This window comes from Bradyrhizobium nivariense (assembly GCF_029846695.2).
GTDB lineage: Bacteria > Pseudomonadota > Alphaproteobacteria > Rhizobiales > Xanthobacteraceae > Bradyrhizobium.
Window position 1 is genome coordinate 181,483 of the sequence record NZ_JARWCR020000003.1, and the last position, 23,679, is coordinate 205,161.

The window sequence follows — 23,679 nt, forward strand, 5'->3', positions numbered from 1 at the left end:
CTGCGAGAACCTCGCTATCTGTGTCGACTACGATGGCAGTGTCGGATCTCCCATGATGGTTTCCATCGTCAGTAATGTCGGAAACGTCGCTGTCGATAAGTACGTCTCGATCCGCGCTAGCTCCGTCACCGGCGTAGGCCTTCAGGGCTTCAGCGCCAATGGCGTAGGCTGCAACGTCTACAAGGTCGCTACCTCCAGCTGCGTCAGTACCGGCAACATCCCCGGCCTATCCACCTTCTGAGTGCTCAATCTATGCGATGTGTCGCTAGCGATAACGTCAAATTATCGAGGCTCACTTGCGACCAGCGTGTGATTGCGAGCCCGCGCTTCTGTAGGGGCAGCTTGTTCATGCCCCGACTATCTGAACTTTTATGCTTAGCGTCAGATATTCCACGTCTCGACCTTGACGATTACGATGGAGATATCGAGCGGATTGCAGGTCTGGTTCGGGCTCACTGGCTCTTGCCGAACGGTCCAATTGAGAACCTGACGGCCGCTGTTGAGCGGGCTGGCGCCGTGGTTGTGTATTCCTCTATGGGTGGTTCTGCAGTCAGCGGCGTTACCGTATCTGTGCCGGGACTCTTGCCCGTGATTGTGCTGAACCGGGATCAAACTGGAGACCGCCAGCGGTTCACGCTTGCTCACGAACTTGGGCACCTTGTCATGCACAAGTTTCCGAGTCCGGAGATGGAGACGGAAGCAAACAACTTTGCCAGCGCGCTCTTGATGCCAAAGAACGAGATCACAATCGCCTTGCGCAGCCGTAAAATCGATATGGCACGGCTGGCCGCACTCAAGCCGGAATGGCGCGTTTCAATGCAGGCGTTGCTTTACCGTGCTCAGTCGCTTGGCCTGATAGAGAAGCCCGCAGCCGCTTGGCTCTGGCGCCGGTTCGCGATGGACCGGACGAAGCTGCATGAACCACCCCACCTGGATTTCCCCGCCGAACAGCCGGGTGTAATAAATCGGATGATCCGGTTGCACCTCGACAACTTTTGCTATTCGGCTGGCGAACTGGCCAAGATCATCCACGCGAACGACAATATGCTGAACGAATATTACGATCTGAATGCCGCCCCAGTCGTTCAGGGCATGAAACTTCGCGTGGTTCGCTGATTACTTTTTCCACCGCTTCTCAGCCGCTTTCTTGGCGATCTCTGACCGCTTCTTGGCTGTCATCCCAGCAGCCCGCGCCTTGCCGCCCATACGCCCCAGCGCCACGGCGGCGGCGTTCTTGCCATCCTCCGTGGTGACGTCCTCAATCTCGCCCGTGGCAATCCTGCCGATCATGACGGCAGCGCCGATCACGTCGGCGGGGCGCTTCTCGCCTTTAGGACCTCGGGGCATCGGAAAGCATCCCCATTGCTTTGTCCAGATCTTCGCGGACGGACACGTCATATCCCACCAAACCGATGATGGTTCCTCCATATTCGTAATCAGGGCGAACTATCCGGACATGCTCCGGGTTGATGTAAACGCTCTGATCGGCCGGGCCGTGTTGGGAAATCGAGGCATCTGTAAACCTAACGAATTTGGCCATAAGCCCTCCTGCTTTGCGCGCAAGCATCAAATAGCGTAATGCTTAGCGGTAAGCTTCGCAAGGGAGGGGGATACCAATGAATCCCATGGACAAGATTTGGATTCTCTTGGCCGAATACAACACGCTTAGAGCCGAGGTTTTAGCGGCACGAAGCTATATGGGCCAAGGCGCTGGCATATTTGCCGCAGCCTTTATGGCTAATATTGCGTTCGGATATTCCGCGGGCAAAGATTATCTCGCATTGACGATCATCCTCGGAATATTCGTCGTTGCTTATTTCGCAGCCCTATATGCGTGGAACGAGAAGAACACGATTTCCTGTACGGCGCGGTTACGAAACCTTGAGTCCGCAATAAATTCTCTGGCGGGCGAGCGTCTTCTGGTTTGGGAAACCGTCCACGGCCACGGGGGCATATGGCGAAAAACAAATCCGCACCTTCAAGAATAAACCTCGCCAGAAAATTCAAACTGAGACACTACCCAGAAGTGGCTCTCTGCGCCCTGAATGCCATCCCGCGCCTTGCATTTTGCCCATCACCGCTCAAATGCGAGCTGAGGGACGGTTCTAGGCCTTTCGCCTCGAGCTCTGACCCGGACGTGGGAGCAAAAATCATATGACCGAGTCTGACCAAGCGCGCTGCGCGCCAGCCCTAAACCAGTCTGCAAATCAGACGCGCCGAACCATACTGGCCAGCCTTGCCGCATTCTCCGCCGCTCTGCCCGCGATAGCGCAAGCGTCGACCGATCCAATTTTCGCCGTGATCGAACGGCACCGCGATCTGTCGGCGGACTATGATGCGGCTGTGTCCATTTCGGCAAAGCTAGAGGAGGGAGACCAGTTTGACGCCGCCGACAAAATTAGCGCGGAAAGGAGCGCGGTTCTCCGGGAGTACGCAAACGAACTCGTTCATTCAAAGCCAATCACGATCGCTGGTGTCATTGCGCTGAGCCGCTACGCCGCCGGCTTGCGGGAGTGGGAGATGCCTGATGATCAGAGCTGGCGTCAACGCTTTCTGGGAACGCTGGCGGACGCAATCACCGAAATCAGCACGACGCGGCCCCTGGCAAGCTGAGATGGTAAACGAGAACGGGCGCGGGGCTGCGGTCTCGCTGGGTGCCGAGGATCTAGGCATGGTGCTTCTGGAGCTCATGCAAGCTGTGCGAGCGCCACTGTTCACAGTGTCTGAGTTTGAAATGCCATTGTGGAACACCAACCTCCCGGAATATCCGCATCACAAGCGCCGAGCCGTCGGTAGGGCTATGGCGGAGGCCTGGCAATGGCTCGAGAATGAAGGCCTCATGATGGCCGATCCCGAACAGCCGAATGGGTATTTCTGTCTCACGCGCAAGGGCGCTGCTCTTAAATCTCCGGCCAACGTCGAGGCATATCAGCATGGCAAGCTGCTTCCCGAGGGGCTCCTGCACGAGAAACTTATCGCCAAAGTCCGCCCGTTTTTTTTGAGGGGCGGCTACGATGTTGCTGTTGTGCAAGCCTTCAAGCTCGTGGAGGTCGCTGTCCGCAGTGCAGCCGAGCTTTCGGAGGACCTGACCGGGCAGAAGCTCATGCGCGAGGCGTTTCATCCAGAGAAGGGGCCGTTGCGCGATAAGCTAGCCCCGTCTGGCGAGCGGCAGGCCTTGATGGAGCTGTTTTCGGGGGCATTTGGTCTCGCGCGAAACCCGCCGAGCCATCGCGATGTTGCGATCAGCCGAGTCGAGGCAGCTCAGTTGATCGGCTTCGCTAGCTATCTACTGACCACGGCCGGGTACTGTCCTAAGTAGGACACTCATTTCGGGAAATTAGGACACTCTGCTTGGAACCTCTGTTCCAGTTGGGAACTTGGACAGTTCCGGACCCTCACCTCCGCATACCTGGTCCGGGCTGGAATGGCGGCCCCGGTCCTCAGCCCCGGCTGAGGCCGTTCTCCTTGGCGCGGAGACCAACAAAAACGCCGCCTGCTTTGAAATAGAGCGCAGGCGGCGGCTTCCAGCCCCGGGAGGGGAAATGTAAAATCCCGATACCGATGTGTGTGCACAGGCCGTGCCAAGGTTCATCGTGCCAAGATGCGACACTCGCGGAGGGGAATTAGACACTGGAAAAGGGGCAGAAAACCCTCTGGTTATCCGCCCCTACCTGCTAGACGCAGAGAAACATTCAGGTTTGTCTGAGTTCGGCCCGAATCGGTCCAAATATCAGATACCTGTTTTCGGGGGTACAAGACTCCGAAACCCACAATATGTTGCGCGACGTCAAACCACATGTGGTTGGCGGAGACTAACATAGTGTTTAGTTGCACGGCCTGCGTGTGGCCGGTAAAACACACCAGTTGACCAAAGGAAACCAAACCTAGGGTCGATAGTTGGCCTGTCGCATATACCGTGTAGGCTGATGTTAAGGAGAGAGGTGCAGATTCCCTTGGCACCTCAAGGAGCTTCACATGACCGCACTGCGGAAAAAGTCTGACCGGTCCGCCTCTTTTGGGTTCGATCGACGGGACTTCATTGTGGATTTTTCCGAGGACGTCACTCCTGCCCAGATCAAACAGTTGGAAGAGCTTGTCCAAAAAGAGTTTGAAACTGGAAATTGGGTTACGGAGGAACAGGACTCGTGATATCTGCAACTCCTGATGGAGTTGCAATATTACAATCCCAGCACTCTTCCGGCACGCTATGCCATCGCATGGTGCCGTTTTCCATTGGATCAGTCGGGTAGGCCGGGCAAAAAGCTTCGGCCTACGTTGGTACGTGCCATTTCGCGAGACACCGAGTCCAAACGATCGGCTCTCGTGGTGTCGTATGGCACTAAAAAACTTAAACTCGGCTATCGAGACAAAGTCGATCTAGTCATTCAAAACGCTGCCCAGATCGAAAGACTAGGTCTTACGATGGCGACGCGCTTCGATTTAGATTTGCTTCTGCGGGTGCCTTGGGCGGTGGAGTTTTTCGCTCCCCCGCCTCATGCCGAAGACATCGTCACCGGCAGCCTCAATGACGAGCAGATCGAGAGATTCAAAAAGAAGCTCCGCCACCGCGAGGAAATGGCCCAACTTGGCAGGGTCATCACCTAAACCTTTCCACCTTCGAATATCGTGAAATTCCGCTTTACCCGAACCGGCTTGTTCGGCTCCAGCGGCAACACGGCGTCAATTAGATCCCCCAGCGTCCAGACCCGGTCAGCAACGCCAATGGCGACCGCTGGAGTGGTCTTGAGGGATTCGTGGACCGGACAGGTTGTAATGGGCAACGTACAGGCTGACCGCCGCAGCGTGGTTGGTGAGCTTCTTTGAGAAGCCGTTGGTGAGCCGGGCGAACCGCTTCTGCGTCATGCGCAGGGTGAGGTTCTGGCGCTCAACGTAACTGGTCGAGATTTGGATCGGAAAGCCGCTTACTACCTCACGCTCTACGGCAATTACCTCGGCCGGGCTATAGCGGCGCGCAGCGTCTTTTACCGCAAGGTTGGTTACGCTGTAGGTCTTTACGATCACGCCATGATGGGCCTTGCCGCGGAAGGCGTCACGAATGGCGTTCTTGTAGGGATGGAAGCCGTCGGTGCTGATCTCAGGTTCACCAATCGCGCGCCCGCGCAAATCCTGGGTGAACAGGTCCGTATTCTCGCTGTCGCGCTTACCGGTGCGGTAGGAGATAATCGCGCGGCTCGCGGAGCCCAACGCAATGAACGAATACTGATCGCCCTTGTGGCCGATCTCATGGCGCTCAACGCGCTTCTGCTTCTTGCCGACGTAGCCCCAAATTTCGTCCAGCATGCGGGTTTCATCGTCCAGCACATAGCAGGGGACGGACAGTACCCACGGCCGGGTGGCTCGGCGTGCTGCGATAGGCGTAAGTGCATTCAGGCTCGATTGCTGAGCCGCCGATTGGCGTAATCTGCTTCTACCCAATCTAGTCAGTGCGGCCGTCCTCGCCATCGGTAATGCCTAATTATCGAAAGCCTGGCCGGTACTTGAGGTGGTGCGGTTGACCACACGCTTCTGCTTATGCACACGAAAAATCTAAGCGCCGCTTGCCTCGATGAATCGCTCGTGATTCGATTCTGGCGATGGCGAGAATGGTCCTTCTCATGTTTACGGTCTGTGGTCTGGTGCTCGCCGGCGAGCTCGGCCGCATCACTCTGGCTGCTAGTTGTGCAGGAGCACTCTACCTTTCGTTTCGCGTCGGCTACTTGAGAGGTGCCGAAGTGCGCGAAGCTGCGATTGTCGCGCTCTTGGCCCCATTGGAGTGGCCGGCGGGGAAGGGGCGGTAGCGCGCTCTTCCATCTAGCGGATCTCACGCAGCCCGTTCATCGGCGATCCAGGACGCCGACAGCCGCGTCATTGCACCGCGTCCCATCCAGTCGGCGCTGATCCTGATCCCCCGAGGTCGTCGAACGCTGCATCGAGTTCGTCCCTGTCCCAGATCACGCAGTTGTCGACCCGCTTGGGCTGCGGCATTCTCCCATCCGCGACGAGCTGGTCGAATTTGCTGACACCAACACCGATGTAGGCAGCTGCATCTGCGCGTCGCATCCCGCGTGGAGGGTAAAGGCGAGCTGTTTTCACCAATTTGCCAACCACGTATGACTGCGGTGCTGAAGGCTTCAATCCGTCTATCGGTTTTGCAAACCGTCCGGAAGCTCTCGGATTTAGCTGGATGAATGAAAGAGTACTCTGCGAAACCTGCTGAGCAATTTCAACGACTTAGCCGAAAAACCGAAAGGCTACCGTTACACCATTCCCCAACGGAATAGCCGAACAAATTCAATGACTTGTTGATTTGTCCGGCTTGTGGCCGACGGCGCTTATCGCGCAAATCACGGCTCAGGCGTGGAGGGTTTCTACCCGCTCGGCTGTGGGCTGGCAAGCGCTGCGGTGCAGGGTGTTTTGCGGTCCAATCGGGGCGCGTAAGCGGCCGGATCGCGGGCTCCGGCGGCGCGCGGCGGTTTGCCTCACCCGAAAATCACGCTTCCTGGTCGGATCGCCATCGGCCCCATCGTCCTTGGGACACACAACCCAAGGAGATCCGTGATGCCCTATGTCGATGGTTTCGTGTTGGCCGTGCCAAAGGACAAGATCGAGGCCTATAAGGCGCTGGCGAAAACGGCCTGCGCGATCTGGATGGAGCACGGTGCGCTCGATTATGTCGAATGCATCGGCGACGACGTGCCCTATGGCGAACTCACCTCGTTTCCGCGCGCGGTGATGGCGAAGGAGGACGAGATCGTGGTGTTCTCCTGGATCGTCTATCGCGACCGGGAGACTCGCGACGCCGTCAACAAGAAGGTGATGGCAGACCCGCGGCTGAAGTTGGACGGCATGCCGTTCGACGGCAAGCGCATGATCTATGGCGGCTTCACGACGCTGCTGAGGGCGAGCGACGTGGTGGGGTGAGGGCGCCAACCCACCCTGCACATTGGTGCTTGTCCATGCAGCATCGTGGCAATCCGTTACACTTGCCGGTATGGGGCCGGCATGCCATCTCTCATCGCCAGGCATAATCAAACGGGAGCGGGCGCTTAGCCGAGCTTTCCAAAAAATCCTGATCGGGGAAACCCTTTGGGAGGTCTGATTTCAACGACATTGAAGCACGTCACCGGTCTGCTTTGCGCGGCCGCGATGTCGCTTGCGCTCGCCTCTGGCGCGGCAGCGCAGGACAAGGTCGTCAAGATCGGCGCGATCCTGCCGATGTCCGGTGGCACCGCCTCGATTGGCGCGCACGCCAAGGCGGCGCTCGAGGTCGCCATGGACATCATCAACAACGCCCATCCCGAGCTCGGCAATCTGCCGCTGGCGAAGAACGCAGGCCTTGCCGGTCTCGGCGCCGCCAGGATCGAGATCGTGTTCGCCGACAACCAGGGCAACCCGGCGACGGGCCAGAACCAGGCGCTGCGCCTGATCACGGAAGAGAAGGTGGCCGCCGTGTTCGGCTCCTATCAGTCCGGCGTCACGCTGACCTCGAGCGCGATCGCTGAGAAATACGGCATGCCTTTTCTGAACTCCGAGTCGGTCGCCGCCAATCTCACCGAGCGCGGCTTCAAATGGTTCTTCCGCACCACGCCGGTCGCCACCGACTTCGCCAAGGCCTATGTCGATTTCCTCGCCGACATCAAGGCGCAAGGCGCCAAGACCGACAGCATCGCGCTGGTTCACGATAACACCGAATACGGCACCTCGGTCGCCAACACCATCAGCGCCGCCTTCAAGGAGAAGGGGCAGGCCATCGCAGCTGACGTCGCCTATCCCGTCAATGCGACCGATGTGCAGGGCCAGGTGCTCCAGCTCAAGGACAAGAAGCCCGACGTCATCATCATGATCAGTTACACGTCGGATGCGATCCTGTTCGCCAAGACCATGCAGTCGCTCGACTACAAGCCGGCGGTGCTTTTGGCCGACGACGCAGGCTATTCCGATCCGTCCTTCATCAAGGCGGTCGGCAAGATCTCGCAAGGTGTGTTCAACCGCTCGTCCTGGGCGGTGGGCCCGTCCGGCTCGCCGTCCGCGATCATCGCGGGCATGTACAAGAAAAAGAGCGGCGAGGAGATGGACGACACGGTCGGCCGCCAGATGCAGGGCTTCTTCGTGCTGGCCGACGCCATCGACCGCGCCGGCTCGACCGATCCCGCAAAGATCCAGGCCGCGCTGAAGGTGACCGACCTGAAGCCCGAGCAATTGATGATGGGCTACAAGGGCGTGAAGTTCGACGACAAGGGCCAGAACGTGCTCGCCTCCGGCCTCATCATCCAGCTCCAGGACGGCGAGAACTACACCGCGGTGTGGCCCAAGGCCAATGCCGAGAAGGCGCCTGTGCTGCCTTACAAGGGCTGGTGAGATTTAAAGGCGGGGCTGCGCGCTCCGCCATTCCCATGATGATTTGATCAGAGCAACGTTGGCTCATGTCCTTTGTACTCGTGCAGGTGATCGTCGGCGGGCTTCTGCTTGGCGCCGTCTACGCCCTGTTTTCCTCTGGCCTCACGCTGGTGTGGGGCATGATGAACATCGTCAATTTCGCGCACGGCGATTTCGTCATGCTCGGCATGTACGTCGCCTACGTCGTCTACACGCTGTTGGGGGGAGGGCCGATCCTGGGCGCGCCGCTGGCGACGCTGGTGCTCGCGACCGTCGGTGTCGTGGTCTATTTCGTCCTGATCCGCGACATCATGATGCTGGCGCAGATCCTCGGCACCTTCGGGCTGGCGCTATTACTGCGCTATTCCGTGTTCTGGTGGTTCGGCGCCAACTTCCTGTCGATGCCCCCGAACATCGTGGGCGGCACTTATGCGTTTGCGGGCCTGCGCATCGAGGCCTCGCGGCTGCTGGCCGGCGTGGTCGCGCTGCTCGTGACGCTCGGGCTGCGTCTGCTGCTGACGCGGACCTCGCTCGGCTCAAAAATGCTGGCGGTGGCGGAGGATGCGACCGCGGCGCAGCTCATGGGCATCCGTCCCGACACCATGCAGGCGATCGCCTGGGCAATCGCGGCTGGCGCTGTCGCCGGAGGGGCTGGCGGCTGTTCGTGCAGCAGAGCGTCGAGAACAACCTCATGCTCGGTGCGACGCCGCTGCGCGACAAGTCGCGCCAGGCCGCGCTGCTCGAACGCGTCTATGAGATCTTTCCGCGCCTGAAGGATCGCCGTAACCAGCGCGCCGGCACCATGTCCGGCGGCGAGCGGCAGATGCTCGCGGTCGGCCGTGCGCTGATGAGCGACCCGAAGCTCCTGATGCTGGATGAACCCTCGTTCGGTCTCGCGCCGGCGGTGGTCGAGTCCATGTACGAGACGTCGGCCGCCTGCATCGCGAGGGCCTGACCATCCTGCTCGCGGAGCAGTCGATCGAGCTCGCACTGGAGGTCTCGGATTTCGCCACGGTGCTCCAGGTCGGCAAGAGCGTGTTGTCAGGCACGGCGGCGGCGCTCGCGGAGGACCCGCAGGTGCAGAAGGCTTATCTGGGCGTGGACTGACTGATTTCCGCCTGAAGGCGCCCGGTGTCGGCGGTGTTACGCCGGCACAATGGACCTGCAGCAGCAACGGCGAGGCGCCGCTACTTGATCTTGTCGTAGGCGGCCGCGAAATCGCCCAGCGGCATCGGGATCGCGATCGTCTCCTTGGCCATGTTCTGGAAGGAGACCTTCAACTGCTTGCCTGACTTCAAAGTGCCCAGCAGGTCCGGCGCGATCGGCGTCGAGGCGTAGCAGCCGCGGTTCTCGCAGGTCTGGATCTGGAGATCGACCGTCTTGCCCTCGTCGACCTGGAGCTTGGCCCCGATGGGAAGGTTGAGGCCGAGCGGCAATTGCAGCAGCGCCACCGGCGTGCGGGTGTCGGGCGCGATGCGGATGTTGATCAGGACGATGGTCTGGCCGGTCTTGGTCAGCACCGCGTTCTGCTCCATCGCGCATTCGAGCGGCGCGTCGCGGCTGACGCTGGTGCAGCGCACGACCCAGCCGGACTGCGCCGGAGCGCCGTCAGCCTGCGGCTGCGTCGGAGCCGGTGCGGGCTGTGCCGCCTGAGCAGAGGGAGCTGCGTTCTTCTTGGCGCCCTGCTGGGCATGCGCGGCACCCGCCGACAACAGGACAGCGGCGGCAAGGACGGCAAGTCTGGATTGCATGGGCATGGCAAAACCGCGTTGGCGTGAACCGGGGGCCTCGCTGTAGCGTCGCGAGGCGGGCGGTGCAAGCTGCTACTCGGCCGCTTCCTTAACGGTGCCGTGCTCGACCGTCTCGTCGCCTTCGCCGTCACCCTTACGGCCCCAACCCGAGAACCAGTTGTTGAGCTCGTCGAGATAGAGATAGACGACCGGGGTGGTGAACAGCGTCAGCGCCTGGCTGACGATCAGACCGCCGACCATGGCGTAGCCGAGCGGCTGGCGGATCTCGGCGCCGGTGCCGTGGCCGAGCATCAGCGGCACGCCGCCGAGCAGGGCAGCCATCGTCGTCATCATGATCGGACGGAAGCGCAACAGCGCTGCCTGCCGGATCGATTCCGCCGGCGTCTTGTGCTCGTCGCGCTCCGCGGCGATGGCGAAGTCCACCATCATGATGCCGTTCTTCTTCACGATGCCGATCAGCAGGATGACGCCGATCAAAGCAATGAGGCTGAACTCGAAGCCGGCCGCCATCAGGATGGCGAGCGCGCCGACGCCGGCCGAGGGCAGGGTCGACAGAATCGTGATCGGATGGATGTAGCTCTCGTAGAGGATGCCGAGGATCAGATAGACCACGACCAGTGCCGCGAGGATCAGGAGCGGAACGGTGCCCAGCGACTGCTGGAACGCCTGTGCCGTGCCCTGGAAGCTCGAATTGAGCGTCGGCGGCGCGCCGAGATCGGCCATCGCCTTCTGCACGGCCTCGGTGGCCTGACCGAGCGCGACGCCCTGGGCGAGGTTGAAGCTGATCGTGATCGCCGGGAACTGGCCCTGGTGGCTGATCGAGAGCGGGCGGACCGGATCGGTGGTCCAGGTCGCAAACGTCGACAGCGGCACCTGGTCCCCGGTCAGCGGCGATTTCAGATAGAGCTTGTTCAGGCTTTCGAGACTGCCCTGCATCTCCGGCAGGATTTCCAGGATCACCTTGTAGGTGTTGAGCTGCGTGAAATACTGCGTGACCTGGCGCTGTCCGAAGGCGTCGTACAACGTGTCGTCGATCAATTGCGGCTGGATGCCATAGCGCGCTGCGGTATCGCGGTTGATTTTGAGCTGAACCGTGGTGCCCTGGGTCTGCTGGTCGGTCGCGACGTCGCGCAGTTGCGGCAACGTCGCCATCTTGGCGAGGATCTTCGGCGCCCAGTCGTTGAGCTCGGTGAGATCGGCGTCCTGCAGCGTGAATTCGAACTGCGTACGCGTCGGCCGGCCGCCGAGCCGGACGTCCTGGGCCGCCTGCATGTAGAGGCGGGCGCCGGACACCTTCTCGAGCTTGGGACGTAGCCGCGCGATGATCTGCTGCGCGGAGGCCTCGCGCTCATTGCGCGCCTTCAGCGTGATGAACATGTTGCCGTTGTTGCCGGCGCGGCCGCTGCCGCCGATGTTCATCGCGATCGTTGCGACGTCGGGATCGTCCATCACGATCTTGCCGAGCTCGACCTGACGGCGCTGCATCTCCGCGAACGAGATGTCCTGGGAGGCTTCCGAGGTCGCGGTGATCAGGCCGACGTCCTGCTGCGGGAAGAAGCCCTTCGGAATCAGTACGAACAGATAGACCGACAGGGCAAGGGTCGCGAAGAAGATCGCGAGCGTCGTGCGGCGCCAGCTCAGGGCATGGTCGAGCACCCAATCGTAGCCGCGCAGCATCGCGTCGAAGCCGCGCTCGCTCCACTGGTAGAACTTGCCGTGGGTCACCTCGCCATGGGCGCGCAGGAAGCGTGAGGCCATCATCGGCGTCAGGGTCAGCGACACGAACATCGAGACGAAGATCGTCATCGCCAGCACGACGGCGAATTCGCGGAACAGGCGCCCGATGATGCCGCCCATCAGCAGCAGCGGAATCAGCACCGCGACCAGCGAGATGCTGATCGACACGATGGTGAAGCCGATTTCCTTGGAGCCCTTGAAGGCCGCCGCCATCGGCGATTCGCCTTCCTCGATGTAGCGTGTGATGTTCTCCAGCATCACGATGGCGTCGTCGACGACGAATCCGACCGCGATGGTGAGGGCCATCAGCGACAGATTGTCGAGCGAATAGCCGAACACCCACATCAGCGCGCAGGCGCCCAGCAGCGCCAGCGGCACCGTGATGGTGGGAATGACGGTTGCCCAGAAGCTGCGCAGGAAGATGAAGATGACCATGACCACCAACGCAATGGTCAGCAGCAGCGTGAACTGGACATCTTCGACCGCGGCGCGGATTGTCGTGGTGCGGTCGCTGATGACTTCGATCTTGATCGCGGGCGGGATCGCCGCGACGAGGCGAGGCAAGGTCGCCTTGATCCGGTCCACGGTCTCGATGACGTTGGCGCCGGGCTGCTTGAACACCACCAGGAACACGCCACGCTTGCCATTGGCCCAGGCCGCCTGCTTGGCGTCTTCAGCGCCGCTGACCGCCTGGCCGATATCGCGGATTCGCAAGGGGCCGCCGTTGCGGTAGGCGATGATGACGTCGTTCCAGTCTTTGGACTGGGTGAGCTGGTCGTTGGCGTAGATCGTGTAGGCGCGCTTCGGCCCGTCGATGTTGCCCTTGGGGCTGTCGACCGTGGTGATCGCGATCTGGCTGCGCACGTCCTCCATCGACAGGCCCTTGGCGACGAGTTTCGCCGGGTCGATCTGAATGCGGATGGAGGGTTTCTGCTGGCCGCCGATGAAGACCTGCGCCACGCCGGAGAGCTGGCTGATCTGCTGAGCGAGCTGGGCATCGACCGCGTCGCTGACGTTGGTCAGCGGCAATGTATCGGAGGTCGCCGACAGCAGCAGGATCGGCGCGTCGGCCGGGTTGACCTTACGGTAGGTCGGCGGCGAGGGCAGGTTCTTCGGCAACTGGCCGCTCGCGGCGTTGATAGCGCCCTGCACGTCGTTGGCGGCGCCGTCGATGCTGCGGTTGAGGTCGAACTGGATGGTGATCGACGCGGTGCCCAGATAGCTCGTCGAGGTCATCTGGGCGATGCCCGGGATCTGGGCGAATTGCCGTTCGAGCGGCTGGGCCACCGACGAGGCCATGGTCTCGGGGCTGCCGCCCGGCAAATTGGCGGTGATCTGGATGGTCGGGAAGTCCACCTGCGGCAGTGGCGCGACCGGCAGCAGGGGATAGGCGACGAGACCGACGAAGAGAATGCCGGCCATCAGCAGCGAGGTGCCGATGGGATAACGGATGAAAGGTGCCGAAATCCCGCCTGCGTTCATTCCTATCGCACCTTGTTCTGGGCCGGATCCGAGCTCGCCACAGCCGTAGAGACGAGGCTTCCCGGCTGGACCTTGAATTGGCCGCCGGTGATCACTTGTTGCCCGGGCGTCAGCCCTTCGTCGACGACCGAACGTCCGTCGATGCCGTAGCTGACCTTGATCTTGTGCACCTCGGCCTTGTTGTCCTGATTGACGGTGTAGGCGTAGAGGCCGTTGGTCGAGTGCTGGACCGCGTCATCCGGGACAACGGTCGCATCTTTCAGGATGCGGACCAGAAGACGCGTCGACACCGACTGCCCGGGCCACAGCGCGTGGTCCTTGTTGTCGAACACCGCCTTGAGCCGGATCGTCCCGCTGCTCGTGTCGACCTGGTTGTTGATGACCGCAAGCTTGCCCTCGGCCAGCGTCTTCTTGCCGTCGGTGGTGAAGGCGATCACCTTGAGCGCGTCGGCCTTCTGGCCCTCGCTGATATAGGGCAGCTGATCCTCCGGCGCGGTGAAGATCACCGAGATCGGCTCGACCTGCGAGATCGTGACGATGCCGGTCTGCGTCGAGGAATTGACGATGTTGCCGATGTCGACCTGGCGCAGGCCCGCGACGCCGGTGATCGGTGCCTTGACCTGGGTGTAGTCGAGCTGGGTCTGGGCGTTGGAGATCGCGGCATCGTCGGCGGCGATCTGGGCGTTGAGCTGGGCGACCGTCGAGCGCTGGGTGTCGACCCGCTGTGCGGTGGCGAATTCGCCGAGCTTCATGGCGCGCTGGAGCTCGAGATTGGCGTTGGCCAGATTTGCCTCGTCCTGGGCCTTCTTGGCCTTGGCCTGGTCGAGCGTGGCTTGGTAGGGGCGGGGATCGATCGAGACCAGAAGCTGGTCCTGCTTGACGATCTGGCCTTCGGTGAAGGCGATCTTGTCGATCTGGCCGTCCACCCGAGTCCGGACTTGTACGGTGTTGAAGCCCTGAACCGTGCCGAGACCGGTCAGGTAGACCGGGAAGTCGACCTTCTGGACCGGCGCAACGCTCACCGGGACGGCGGGCGGGCGCTGCGGACCCTTCTGTGCGGTCTGGGTTTTTTCGGCCTCGGGCGAGCCGAATTTCTGCCAACCATAGTAGCCCGCGGAAGCCACGGCCGCGATGATCAGAATCCAGAGGATCGGCCGGGACTTTTTCATATCGTCTCGTGTCGGCTCTTGTGCCCTAAGCTACGAATTGTGAGGCAATCATAGGGTTCCAGGGCGCTTGTATAATACACGCCAAGTTCCAGTGTAAACAGCACTATCGGTTGAGAATCCTAAACAATTGGAAAGCTTTGCACTGCTTAGGCAACGTTCTGGCGCGGCGGTGTGCAGTGCTGCATTTTCCCGGCGCGAACGATCAGCGTGCAAACCTTGTGCAATGCTCGAAAGTGGTGTGTGCGGGGCTGAGTGGCACCGCTCGGGGCCGCGAGGCGGGCGACCCGCAAGAACGGTTCTAAATCGCGCGGAGGCCGTTTCGGTTGTCAGGAAATTCAGCATCGTTCATATCGGCCGCCACAAAGGGAGCGCAGGATGGACGAACTGAACGGCAAGCTGATCGCGTGTCAGATTCTGATCACGGGACTGATCGCTCGCGTCGCCAACGAGCAGCGTGATCCCCTGCGCTTCCTCACCGACTTCCGCGACGAGATCAAAGCCGTCGTCAACGGCGTCAACATCGCCGGCATGGACGACAGTGATCGCGTGCGCGCCGTCGCGCAGAAGACCATCGACGAATTGTTCTCCCTGATGAAGCCGCCGAGCAGCGATTGATGCTGCGAGCGCGACCGCTGATCTCGCGATCTCGCGCTTCTCTTTAGAATGAATCCAGTCTTGCTTTAGAACGATTTCAAACTGAAGTTTAGAATCGTTTTGATCTGGACTTATTCAAGGGTTCTCGCGGCTTGCTCGCATTGACCCGCTATTTTGCGGCCGATACCAACACTCCAATCGTTCATCGAATTGAATGAGCGAACAGGAATATGGGGCGTGTTGTAATGGGGCAGGTGGTCGCACCGAAATCGTTGCGTTCGGTCGCAGCAGTCGATGAAAAGTTCACGAGCGTTTCCGGCAAAAAGGTCTCCGCCGTCGCGGGCCTCATCGCTGCAGCATCGGTGTCGAGCGGCGCAGAGGCGCAGCAGTCGAACCTGCCGCCGGTGACGGTCGACGCTCCCGTCGCGCGTCCGCGTCCGGCGGCTTCGAAGCCGACGCCGGATCAGGTCCGCGCGCGCAACGCGCTGCGGCGTGCTGCGCAGAGGCAGCAGGCGGCGCAGCAGGCCCCCACGACACCCTCCGGTCCGGCCGACGCCGACCCCTATGCCGATCCGGCCGCGCCCTACAAGGTCGATCACGTGCAGGCCGGCGGCAAATTTCCGGAGAAGCTGGTCGATACGCCGAAATCCATCACGGTTCTCAGCAAGGAAGTGCTCGCAGACAAGAACGCCACGACGCTGAAGCAGGCGATTCTCAGCACGGCCGGCGTGACGCTCGGAACGGGCGAGGGCGGCAACGCGTTCGGCGACCGCTTCTTCATCCGCGGCTTTGATGCCCGCAATGACGTCTTCATCGACGGCGTGCGCGATTCCGGCGTCAGCGTCCGTGAAAACTTCTTCACCGAGCAGGTCGAGATCCTGCGGGGCCCAGGTTCGACTTTCGCGGGCCGTGGTACGGCCGGCGGCGCGATCAACATCGTCACCAAGCAGGCGACGACGGAGAAGAGCTTCTACAACATGGACACCACGTTTGGTACGGACATGACCAAGCGCGTGGTGCTAGACGTCAACCAAGTGATCAATCCGACCTGGTCGGTGCGCGCGGGCGGATTGTTTCAGGATGCCAATGTCGCCGGGCGAAGCTATGTGACGGACAACCGCGATGGCGCATTTGTCGCCACGACCTGGAAGCCGGCAGACGCGGTCAAGATTCAGGCGAACTACATCCATACCGAGCTGACCGGCCTTCCTGATTTTGGAGTGCCTTATTACCGGCCGAGCACCGCCACCACCGCTGGCGGGCCGTTCCCGGATTTCGGTGCGAACCGCAAGAACTGGTATGGCTTCCTCAACCGCGACTTCTATCGGACCGGTCAGGACATCGGCTCGCTCAACGCCGAAGTGCAGATCACACCCGATTTGCTGATCACCAACAGGTTCCGGGATTCGCATTCCACCCAGAACTACATCGGTACGCTTCCGGAAGCGCCGACGCTGGCCCCTGGAGCTCCGTTTACGGCTTATACGCTAAGCGCAAATCCGCAGAGCCGCTACCAGGTCACGGACGTGATCGCCAACCAGACTGAGGCGACCTATAAGTTCAATGACGGCTTCGGCTTCAAGCACACTGCACTTGCGGGTTTCGAGTATGATCACGAGAAATCATCAATCGACAGATATCTCGGCCTGAGCTCGGAAGCCCTTCCTGGCGGATTCAGCGGGAGCGGGTCCTTGACCGGCGTGAGCGTCTTCAATCCGCAGTTCACTAATCTTCCGTTCGGAATACCATCGGGTCTGTCGGGTTTGCCGACCAAGATCACGATAGACACCAAGAGTGTCTACGCGATGGATAGTGCGAACTACCACGATTTGCTCATCCTGAATGGCGGCGTCCGCTATGATGACTATAACGTCAAGACGAGCGGATACGGCACCGTCAACGGTGTGGCCAACGTGTTCGGCCAGCAGCAGCAAGATCACGGGATACCGAACTTCAATCTCGGCCTTACGCTGAAGCCGCTGCCGAACGGCAGTGTTTACGCTGCCTACGCCACTTCATCGAACCCGGTCGGCGCGGAATTCGACGGAACGAGCGTTCAATACGGTGGACTTGCTCCGGTGCTTAACGGCAATCCCTCGCAGATCTTCGGTCCCGAAAAGAACAAGGCGATCGAAATTGGCACGAAGTGGGAACTCTTCGATCGCCACCTGCTGCTGACGGCCGCGCTGTTCCAGACGGAAAAGGAGAATGCGCGAGAGTCGCGCAACATCACAGCTGCGACAGCCACTGCAGCGTGTCCTTACCCTGCCGGTACAACGGGCACCGTCTCCTGCATCACTGCCGGTGCGGCCTACCGCATCCGCGGTATCGATCTCGGCGTTGGCGGCAAGATCACTGACAAATGGAGCATCTTCGGCGGCCTCGTGCTGATGCAATCGGAGGTGACGAAGTCCCTGATCCCGCCTGCGAACGCAATTCTCTACACGTCGAACGTTGGTCTCCCGCTTTCGAACGTCGCGCATCAGTCCTTCAGCATGCTCAGCAAATATCAGCTGAACGACACCTGGGAACTCGGCGGCCAGGCCGTCTATCGCTCGAAGATCTATGGCGGCACGTTCCTCGCTGCCAACCAGGGCACGTCGATCCCCAGCTACTGGCGGTTCGACATGTTCGCGGAAGCCAAGATCAACGAGAACTGGCAGGTCAAGCTGTTCGTGAACAACATCTTCGACAAACGCTACTATGACGCGCTGTACCAGAGCGCCGCGCCCTTCGTGCTGGAAGCACCGGGTCGCGCCGCCTATCTGGTGATCTCGGCGCGATACTGAGCAGAGCAACGACGGGGTGCCATGCTGACGTGTATAGACGGCGTTCTCAGCAAAGACGATGTGGCGGATTTCCGCCGCATCATGGACGCCAGCGAATGGGAAGACGGGCGCTCCACCGCCGGCGCGCAGTCGGCAATGGTCAAGCGCAACGAGCAATTGCCGCCTGACAGCGAGGTCGCGCGCCAGCTGGGCAACCGCATCATTTCGGCGTTGACGTCGAATCCGCGGTTCCTGGCTGCCGCGATCCCGCTCCAGATCTTCCCGCCGCTGTTCAACCGCTATGCGGCCAGCAGCGGCCACCATTTCGGCCTGCACGTCGACAATGCCATCCGCGGCGACCGTCTGACCGGCCTTCGCATCCGCACAGACCTGTCGGTCACGCTGTTCCTGGCCGAGCCGGAGGAGTATGACGGTGGCGAACTTGTGATCGAGGACAGCTACGGTTCGCACGAAGTCAAGTTGCAAGCCGGGGACTGCGTGCTCTATCCCTCGACCAGCCTCCATCTCGTCACCCCGGTGACGAGGGGAACGCGGGTTGCGTCTTTCTTCTGGCTTCAGAGCATGATACGGGACGATCAAGCCCGGAGCATGATCTTTGACCTCGACACCGCGATACAGGCGCTGGTGGCACGGCTCGGGCGTGACGATCCCGAAACGGTCAAATTGACGGGTATCTATCACAACCTCATTCGCTACTGGGCCGAAGTATGAAGATCATGTCCTTCCAAGCAAGCCTTGCCGCAGCCTTGATGCTGGCGGCCGCCTGGCTCGCATCGCCTGTTTCTGCCCAGACACAAGCCCCGGCGGCACCGGCTCAATCGACAGCTCAGCCAGCGGCGCCCGCGGCGGCGCCTACGGCTCCCTCAGCCACCGCGCCGGCGGCTGCAAAGTCCGAGACGGCGGCCGGCGTCGCACCGGCCATGAAGGAGCTGTCGCCTTGGGTGATGTTCCAGTCGGCGGACATCATCGTGAAGGCGGTGATGATCGGGCTCGCCTTCGCATCGCTCATGACCTGGACGGTCCTGATCGCCAAGTCGATCGAGCTGTCGGTTGCCTCGACCAAGCTTCGTTCGGCGCTGAAGAAGATCGCGGAGGCGCGCTCGCTGGCGGAAGCGCAGATGGCGCTTGGTGCCAAGGAGGGCATCCTGCCGTCGTTCCTGGCGGCGGCGCTGCGCGAGGCGCGGATGTCGGCCGGCCTGTCCAGCGATTCCGGCATCAAGGAGCGCGCCGCCTCAAGCTTCTCCGAGATCGTGCGTGCGGAGGCGCGGCGCATCCGCGTCGGCATGGGTGTGCTCGCGACCATCGGTTCCACGTCGCCTTTCGTCGGCCTGTTCGGCACGGTGTGGGGCATCATGAACAGCTTCATCGGTATCTCGAAGTCGCAGACCACCAATCTCGCCGTCGTCGCGCCCGGCATCGCCGAGGCGCTGCTCGCCACCGCGATCGGTCTGGTCGCCGCCATTCCCGCCGTCATCATCTACAATCACTTCTCACGCGTGACGAAGGGCTATCTCGAACTGGTCAGCCGCGCCTCGGGCGCGGCGGGGCGGCTGCTCTCGCGGGATCTCGACCGCAGCCACGGCAGCGTGCATTCGCGCGCGGCGGAGTGAACCATGGGCGTTTCGCTCGCAGACAATGACGACGACGACGATTTCGGCGAGACGCATGACATCAACGTCACGCCGTTCATCGACGTCATCCTGGTGCTGCTGATCATCTTCATGGTCGCTGCTCCGCTCTCGACCGTCGACCTGCCGATCGATTTGCCGACGTCGAGCGCGACGCCGCAGAAGAAGCCGGACAAGCCGACCTATCTCAGCATCAAGCCCGATTTGACGCTTGCCATCGGAGAGAACCCGGTCCACCGCGCCGAGTTGATCGGCACCCTCGACGGCCTGTCCGACATGAGCAAGGACAAGTATGTCTTCCTGCGCGCCGATCGCTCGGTGCCGTATGGCGAGTTGATGGGCGTCATGGAACTCTTGCGCTCAGGTGGCTATTCGCGGGTGAAGCTGGTTGCGCTGGAAGGCGCTCCGGGTGAGCCTGCGGCAGGCGCCGCTCAGCCTTAGAGGCCCGCTATGGACGAATCCAGACCAGCCCGGACGCTTTGGATTTTGGCAGCGGTGGCAGCGCTCGCCCTCCATCTGGGTGGTGCCGCGCTCGCGCTGGCCCATTTGCGGACCGATGACGGCGACGATGGCCTCGGCGCGGCCGGCGCGGAGTTCGCCGTCGAGATGGCCTCGCCGAAGGCGCCTGACACCGACCTTCCGCCCGGACCGGACAGCGAAGCGATGCAGGAGCAGCAGGCGCTTCCCGAGCAAAAAGCCGAGACCAAGGAAACCGAGCTTCCAAAGGATCAGTCGCAACAGGTCGACGATCCCGATCGGGTCGTCACCGAAAACATTTCGAAGAAGCCGCAGGACGAGGATCCGAAGATTGCGGCGGTCGAAACTCCCGCTGCGGAGGCCTCGCCGAAGTCGGTTGCGACGGCGCGGCAGACACTCGACGAGGACGCGCGCGAGGCCGAGAAGGCGCTGGCGCCTGTGCTTGGCATCGGCAAGGACATGCTGAAGCTGACGGCCGACTGGAACCGCAAGATCAGCGCGCGCATTAAGCAACACCCGATCAGTCCGGAAGGCAGAGAGAACAGCAATCAGAAAGTAAAAGTGAACTTCGCGCTCAACCGAAAGGGAAATGTGCTGTCGGTTGAAGTGGTGGAGTCGTCTGGGGATGCCGCGTACGATGCGGCTGCGATCTCGATGGTTCGCAAGGCCGATCCCTTCGAGCCGCCTCCCGCCAAACTGACTGAAGATCGATTCGAGCGCATCATCGAAATCAGTTTCGCCCCAGAGAAGGCAAAGAAGACAAACAAAAAGACGGCTCAGCGCCAGTAGAGCCGGATCCCGACATAGACCACGACCAGGCAGGCGAAGATCAGCGCCACCGGGAGCGGCCGTTTCTGGGTTGCGCCTGCGGTCGCTGCCCCGAAGAAATTGACCTTCTTCGGCTTCGGTTCTGGGCGGCGGAAAGCGGTAACATTGTCCGCCGCCGGCTCGGCCGCGCGGGGACGGACGTCGGGCGGGGTTCCCGCGCCGCCCATCTCGGCATAGTAGGCCTTGTAGATCGCGCCGATGGTGGCCTCGGTGGCTTCGCCCTCGTTCAGCTGCGCCAGCAGGTTCTTGTAGCTGACGAGGAACTCCTGCGCCTCCGGAGGTAGCGCGGACGCCCCGTTGAGCTTGGCCATCATCTTCCAGGTGGCAAAATCGGCGCGGGCGCGGGTATCGGCGCGTCGCGCGATCAGCATATCGGCAGCTTTGACCAAGTCGGCCTCTGGCCCTTCGGCCTGTGTGTTCGGGTGTCGCTGTTCACTAAGCATTGCCGGTCAGGAAGAGAACAGCCTGAATCACATAACCGGTCAACGTTCGCAGTATTGCTGAAATAACATCAAGATTTAGACCGAACTGGGAGCCCGCCAGCGGCAGCAGGATCAACAGACCGATCAGGATCAGCATACCGAACGGCTCGAGCCGGGCCAGCGGCAGAGCGAGCGGCCGGGGCAACAGCCCGACCGCGACGCGCCCGCCATCGAGCGGCGGGATCGGCATCATGTTGAAGACGGCCAGCACGGCGTTGATCAGCAGTGCATTCTTGAGGTTGTCGAAGATCCACTGCGCCGAGCCGGCCGGCGCCCAGGGCAGGGCGTGCAGGGCAAGAGCTGCGACGAGCGCCAGCAGGATGTTGGTGACGGGCCCGGCCAACGCCACCCAGACCATGTCGAGCCGGGGATGGTTGAGCTCGCGGAAATTCACCGGCACCGGCTTGGCATAGCCGAACAGGAACGGCGAATGCGCAAACAGCAGCATCGCCGGCAGGATCAGCGTGCCGAACGGGTCGATGTGGCGGAGCGGGTTGAAGCTGACGCGGCCAAGCTGCCAAGCCGTGTTGTCACCGAGACGGTATGCGACGAAGGCGTGCGCAGCCTCGTGGAAGGTGATGGCGAGCACCAGCGGCAGCACCCACACCGAGAGGTCATAGAGGGAGATGTTCACAACTCATCCGTTCCGGTTCTGCCCGCGCCCTTCGCGAAGCTGGCCGTATAGGGCCACAACCCTTCACGATCTACCGCTATATCGCGTCGAATTCCGAAATTGCCCGTTGCAAATGATCCGCCAGGAGGGAGCCTGCACCCGTGCCCGCTTCAAACCAATCCCGACGTCACGCCGGAATCGTCCCCGGATATTGCGTCAGCCCGTCGTCGAGCTTCAGCCAGGCGAGCTTTTCGGAGACCCAGATGTGGTCGGTCGGGGCGAAGGCGTTGCGATCGTCGAATGTCGTCAGCGCGACGCCCGCCAGCGTCCCGTTGCGCCGCCAGGAGAACAGCCGCGTGCCGCAGAGTTTGCAGAACACGCGGTCGATGTTCTCGGACGACGCATAACGGGCGGTGTCGCCCTCGACGGTCAGTGCGCGCTGGTCGAACTGCGCGCGGACGAAGTAGGGCGAGCCCATGGCCTTCTGGCACATGCGGCAATGGCAGATGCGAACGTTGAGCGGCTCACCTTCCGCCTTGAATCGCACCGCGCCGCAGAGACATCCGCCTTCTCTGATCATGGCTCAGGCCACCCGCCATTCGCCGACCTGGCGCGCCATGGTCCAGTTGAGATTGTCGAGATCGCCGTCCATATTGGAATTCCCGCGCCTGGTGTTGGTGAAGGCGGCCCAGCAGAAGCCGCCATGGGTTCTGACCGCAATGGTACTGGTACCCGGCAGGCTGCCATTGTGCCACCAATTGTCGGATTTGTTGATGCAAAAGCCCTTGGCATAGTCCGGACTGTTGCCGGGCGCGGTGGTCATGACCTCTATGGTGCGCGGCCGCAGGATGTTCGCCGGCCGAGAATAGCCGTCGACATGCATCAGGAACTGCACGAGGTCCGCCGGCGTCGCGATCCAGCCGCCATGGGAATCCATCCGCCGGACATTCATGCCGTAGGGATTTTCGCCCTGACCGTAATAGGCGACTTCACCGGCCTGGCGCTGGTCGCGGGTGTTGCCGGCGATCGTCATGTCGGTGACGCCGCAGCGTGCGAGCACGTCGGTGCGGACGTGATCGGCATAGGGCTGGCCGCTGAGCTTCTCGATGACGCGGCCGAGCACGCAATAGCCGAAATTGGAATAGGCGTAGCGCTGGCCCGGCGGCCGGTCCAGCGGCCGATTGGCGAGCATCAAGGCGATCAGTTCGGCATGATCCATCCGCGGATGCGTGAACATGGGGTCGCGGTTGTCGTTGCTCCAGCCGCCGGCGGTGTGGGTCAGCAAATGCTCGAGCGTGATCTGGTCGATGCCGTCGGAGTCGGGCGGCTGTCCGTAATCGGTGCCGAGCAGCGCGCCCGGGCCGAACACGCGATCCGTCAGCTTGAGGCGGTTCTCTTCGATCAGGCGGAAGATCGCGACCGAGGTGATCATCTTGCTGACGCTGGCGATCCGGAACAGATGCTGCGGCGTCACGGCCTCGTTCCGCTCGATATCGGCAAGACCGAAGGCGTCCTCGTGGACAACAGTGCCAGCATAGCCGATCGCAAAGGACAGCGCCGGCACGCCGTACTTGTCCATGAAGCTGTGCGCGAGCCGCGCCATCGCGCCGCGCTCGCCCGGCGAGGGCGGGCGGATGCTCGGCGGGTTGGGCGCGAGTTGCGCGAGGGCACCGCTCGAAAGCACCGGCAGCGCGGCTGCGCCCGCTGCGAGCTTCACAAAATCTCGACGCCCAAGCTGCATGGTCCGTCCCCT

At 61.6% G+C, this 23,679-nt stretch carries 28 protein-coding genes; 18 read left to right on the forward strand and 10 right to left on the reverse strand.

All coding sequences use genetic code 11. The features are described 5' to 3' along the window. Positions 1 to 241, forward strand: a 241-nt coding sequence (locus tag QCM77_RS04345) for a hypothetical protein (protein ID WP_279684768.1), incomplete at its 5' end; no start/stop codon positions are given. Positions 242 to 348: 107 nt separating this feature from the next. Then, positions 349 to 1,116, forward strand: a complete 768-nt coding sequence (locus QCM77_RS04350) for an ImmA/IrrE family metallo-endopeptidase (RefSeq protein ID WP_279684769.1) — start codon at positions 349 to 351, stop codon at positions 1,114 to 1,116. Here the strand turns inward: QCM77_RS04350 and QCM77_RS04355 are convergent, their stop codons facing one another. Beyond that, the gene (locus tag QCM77_RS04355; protein ID WP_279684771.1) at positions 1,117 to 1,347 is read right to left on the reverse strand and encodes an RNA-binding protein; all 231 of its coding nucleotides are present in this window, start codon (positions 1,345 to 1,347) and stop codon (positions 1,117 to 1,119) included. Continuing rightward, positions 1,331 to 1,540: a hypothetical protein gene (locus QCM77_RS04360; protein WP_279684773.1), complete on the reverse strand. Its 210-nt coding sequence runs from the start codon at positions 1,538 to 1,540 to the stop codon at positions 1,331 to 1,333. Before QCM77_RS04360 ends, QCM77_RS04355 begins: the two co-directional genes overlap by 17 nt. A gap of 76 nt (positions 1,541 to 1,616) precedes the next feature. Here QCM77_RS04360 and QCM77_RS04365 point away from each other — a divergent pair, with 76 nt between their 5' ends. From QCM77_RS04365 to QCM77_RS04385, 5 genes are all read left to right on the forward strand, one after another. Continuing rightward, on the forward strand, positions 1,617 to 1,988 hold the full coding sequence (locus QCM77_RS04365; protein ID WP_511337184.1) for a hypothetical protein: 372 nt from the start codon (positions 1,617 to 1,619) through the stop codon (positions 1,986 to 1,988). A gap of 166 nt (positions 1,989 to 2,154) precedes the next feature. Continuing rightward, positions 2,155 to 2,613, forward strand: coding sequence for a hypothetical protein (locus QCM77_RS04370; protein WP_279684777.1), 459 nt, complete (start codon positions 2,155 to 2,157; stop codon positions 2,611 to 2,613). Between the two features lie 58 nt (positions 2,614 to 2,671). Then, positions 2,672 to 3,319: a TIGR02391 family protein gene (locus QCM77_RS04375; protein WP_279684779.1), complete on the forward strand. Its 648-nt coding sequence runs from the start codon at positions 2,672 to 2,674 to the stop codon at positions 3,317 to 3,319. 656 nt (positions 3,320 to 3,975) lie between these two features. Beyond that, a complete protein-coding gene (locus QCM77_RS04380) occupies positions 3,976 to 4,149 on the forward strand; it encodes a hypothetical protein (RefSeq protein WP_279684781.1) in 174 nt (57 codons plus the stop codon). 15 nt (positions 4,150 to 4,164) lie between these two features. Continuing rightward, positions 4,165 to 4,605, forward strand: coding sequence for a hypothetical protein (locus QCM77_RS04385; RefSeq protein WP_279684783.1), 441 nt, complete (start codon positions 4,165 to 4,167; stop codon positions 4,603 to 4,605). 105 nt (positions 4,606 to 4,710) lie between these two features. On the opposite strand, the gene QCM77_RS04390 is transcribed toward QCM77_RS04385, so the two are convergent. After that, entirely contained in the window at positions 4,711 to 5,301 is a 591-nt protein-coding gene (locus QCM77_RS04390) for a hypothetical protein (RefSeq protein ID WP_279684785.1), read from the reverse strand. A 1,257-nt stretch (positions 5,302 to 6,558) separates the two neighbouring features. Here QCM77_RS04390 and QCM77_RS04395 point away from each other — a divergent pair. The 5 genes from QCM77_RS04395 to QCM77_RS04415 all read left to right on the forward strand — a co-directional run bounded on the left by QCM77_RS04395 (position 6,559) and on the right by QCM77_RS04415 (position 9,483). Further along, positions 6,559 to 6,921, forward strand: coding sequence for a DUF1428 domain-containing protein (locus tag QCM77_RS04395; protein ID WP_279665660.1), 363 nt, complete (start codon positions 6,559 to 6,561; stop codon positions 6,919 to 6,921). A gap of 165 nt (positions 6,922 to 7,086) precedes the next feature. Next, positions 7,087 to 8,358, forward strand: a complete 1,272-nt coding sequence (locus QCM77_RS04400; RefSeq protein ID WP_279665659.1) for an ABC transporter substrate-binding protein — start codon at positions 7,087 to 7,089, stop codon at positions 8,356 to 8,358. A 65-nt stretch (positions 8,359 to 8,423) separates the two neighbouring features. After that, positions 8,424 to 9,149: a branched-chain amino acid ABC transporter permease gene (locus QCM77_RS04405; protein ID WP_279665658.1), complete on the forward strand. Its 726-nt coding sequence runs from the start codon at positions 8,424 to 8,426 to the stop codon at positions 9,147 to 9,149. Beyond that, complete coding sequence (locus QCM77_RS04410; RefSeq protein ID WP_279665656.1) at positions 9,068 to 9,331, forward strand: ATP-binding cassette domain-containing protein; 264 nt, start codon at positions 9,068 to 9,070, stop codon at positions 9,329 to 9,331. The genes QCM77_RS04405 and QCM77_RS04410 overlap by 82 nt, the downstream gene beginning before the upstream one ends. 59 nt (positions 9,332 to 9,390) lie before the next feature. Further along, complete coding sequence (locus tag QCM77_RS04415; RefSeq protein ID WP_279684787.1) at positions 9,391 to 9,483, forward strand: ABC transporter ATP-binding protein C-terminal domain-containing protein; 93 nt, start codon at positions 9,391 to 9,393, stop codon at positions 9,481 to 9,483. A gap of 80 nt (positions 9,484 to 9,563) precedes the next feature. Here the strand turns inward: QCM77_RS04415 and QCM77_RS04420 are convergent, their stop codons facing one another. The 3 genes from QCM77_RS04420 to QCM77_RS04430 form a co-directional block, all read right to left on the reverse strand. After that, entirely contained in the window at positions 9,564 to 10,133 is a 570-nt protein-coding gene (locus tag QCM77_RS04420) for an invasion associated locus B family protein (RefSeq protein WP_279665655.1), read from the reverse strand. Positions 10,134 to 10,199: 66 nt separating this feature from the next. Continuing rightward, positions 10,200 to 13,346, reverse strand: a complete 3,147-nt coding sequence (locus tag QCM77_RS04425; protein ID WP_279665654.1) for an efflux RND transporter permease subunit — start codon at positions 13,344 to 13,346, stop codon at positions 10,200 to 10,202. Between the two features lie 2 nt (positions 13,347 to 13,348). Continuing rightward, on the reverse strand, positions 13,349 to 14,515 hold the full coding sequence (locus tag QCM77_RS04430; protein ID WP_279665652.1) for an efflux RND transporter periplasmic adaptor subunit: 1,167 nt from the start codon (positions 14,513 to 14,515) through the stop codon (positions 13,349 to 13,351). 375 nt (positions 14,516 to 14,890) lie between these two features. Between QCM77_RS04430 and QCM77_RS04435 the strand changes: the two genes are divergently transcribed. The 6 genes from QCM77_RS04435 to QCM77_RS04460 all read left to right on the forward strand — a co-directional run bounded on the left by QCM77_RS04435 (position 14,891) and on the right by QCM77_RS04460 (position 20,792). Further along, on the forward strand, positions 14,891 to 15,130 hold the full coding sequence (locus QCM77_RS04435; protein ID WP_247345835.1) for a hypothetical protein: 240 nt from the start codon (positions 14,891 to 14,893) through the stop codon (positions 15,128 to 15,130). Positions 15,131 to 15,354: 224 nt separating this feature from the next. Then, positions 15,355 to 17,898 carry a TonB-dependent receptor gene (locus tag QCM77_RS04440; protein WP_279665695.1) on the forward strand — a complete coding sequence of 848 codons (2,544 nt, stop codon included), beginning with the start codon at positions 15,355 to 15,357 and terminating at the stop codon, positions 17,896 to 17,898. 21 nt (positions 17,899 to 17,919) lie between these two features. Beyond that, positions 17,920 to 18,609, forward strand: a complete 690-nt coding sequence (locus QCM77_RS04445; protein WP_279665650.1) for a Fe2+-dependent dioxygenase — start codon at positions 17,920 to 17,922, stop codon at positions 18,607 to 18,609. Next, on the forward strand, positions 18,606 to 19,508 hold the full coding sequence (exbB, locus tag QCM77_RS04450; RefSeq protein WP_279665649.1) for a tonB-system energizer ExbB: 903 nt from the start codon (positions 18,606 to 18,608) through the stop codon (positions 19,506 to 19,508). Before QCM77_RS04445 ends, exbB begins: the two co-directional genes overlap by 4 nt. Positions 19,509 to 19,511: 3 nt before the next feature. After that, positions 19,512 to 19,967, forward strand: coding sequence for a TonB system transport protein ExbD (gene exbD, locus QCM77_RS04455; RefSeq protein WP_279665647.1), 456 nt, complete (start codon positions 19,512 to 19,514; stop codon positions 19,965 to 19,967). Positions 19,968 to 19,976: 9 nt separating this feature from the next. Next, on the forward strand, positions 19,977 to 20,792 hold the full coding sequence (locus QCM77_RS04460) for an energy transducer TonB (RefSeq protein ID WP_279665645.1): 816 nt from the start codon (positions 19,977 to 19,979) through the stop codon (positions 20,790 to 20,792). Here the strand turns inward: QCM77_RS04460 and QCM77_RS04465 are convergent. The 4 genes from QCM77_RS04465 to QCM77_RS04480 form a co-directional block, all read right to left on the reverse strand. After that, positions 20,780 to 21,202 carry a hypothetical protein gene (locus QCM77_RS04465; RefSeq protein ID WP_279665694.1) on the reverse strand — a complete coding sequence of 141 codons (423 nt, stop codon included), beginning with the start codon at positions 21,200 to 21,202 and terminating at the stop codon, positions 20,780 to 20,782. The genes QCM77_RS04460 and QCM77_RS04465 overlap by 13 nt on opposite strands. A 64-nt stretch (positions 21,203 to 21,266) precedes the next feature. Then, positions 21,267 to 21,947, reverse strand: coding sequence for a site-2 protease family protein (locus tag QCM77_RS04470; protein WP_279665644.1), 681 nt, complete (start codon positions 21,945 to 21,947; stop codon positions 21,267 to 21,269). Positions 21,948 to 22,113: 166 nt separating this feature from the next. Beyond that, positions 22,114 to 22,506, reverse strand: a complete 393-nt coding sequence (locus QCM77_RS04475; protein WP_279665643.1) for a GFA family protein — start codon at positions 22,504 to 22,506, stop codon at positions 22,114 to 22,116. A gap of 3 nt (positions 22,507 to 22,509) precedes the next feature. Further along, positions 22,510 to 23,643 (reverse strand): serine hydrolase domain-containing protein, encoded by a 1,134-nt coding sequence (locus QCM77_RS04480; protein ID WP_279665642.1) that lies wholly within the window; start codon positions 23,641 to 23,643, stop codon positions 22,510 to 22,512. Positions 23,644 to 23,679: the final 36 nt, after the last annotated feature.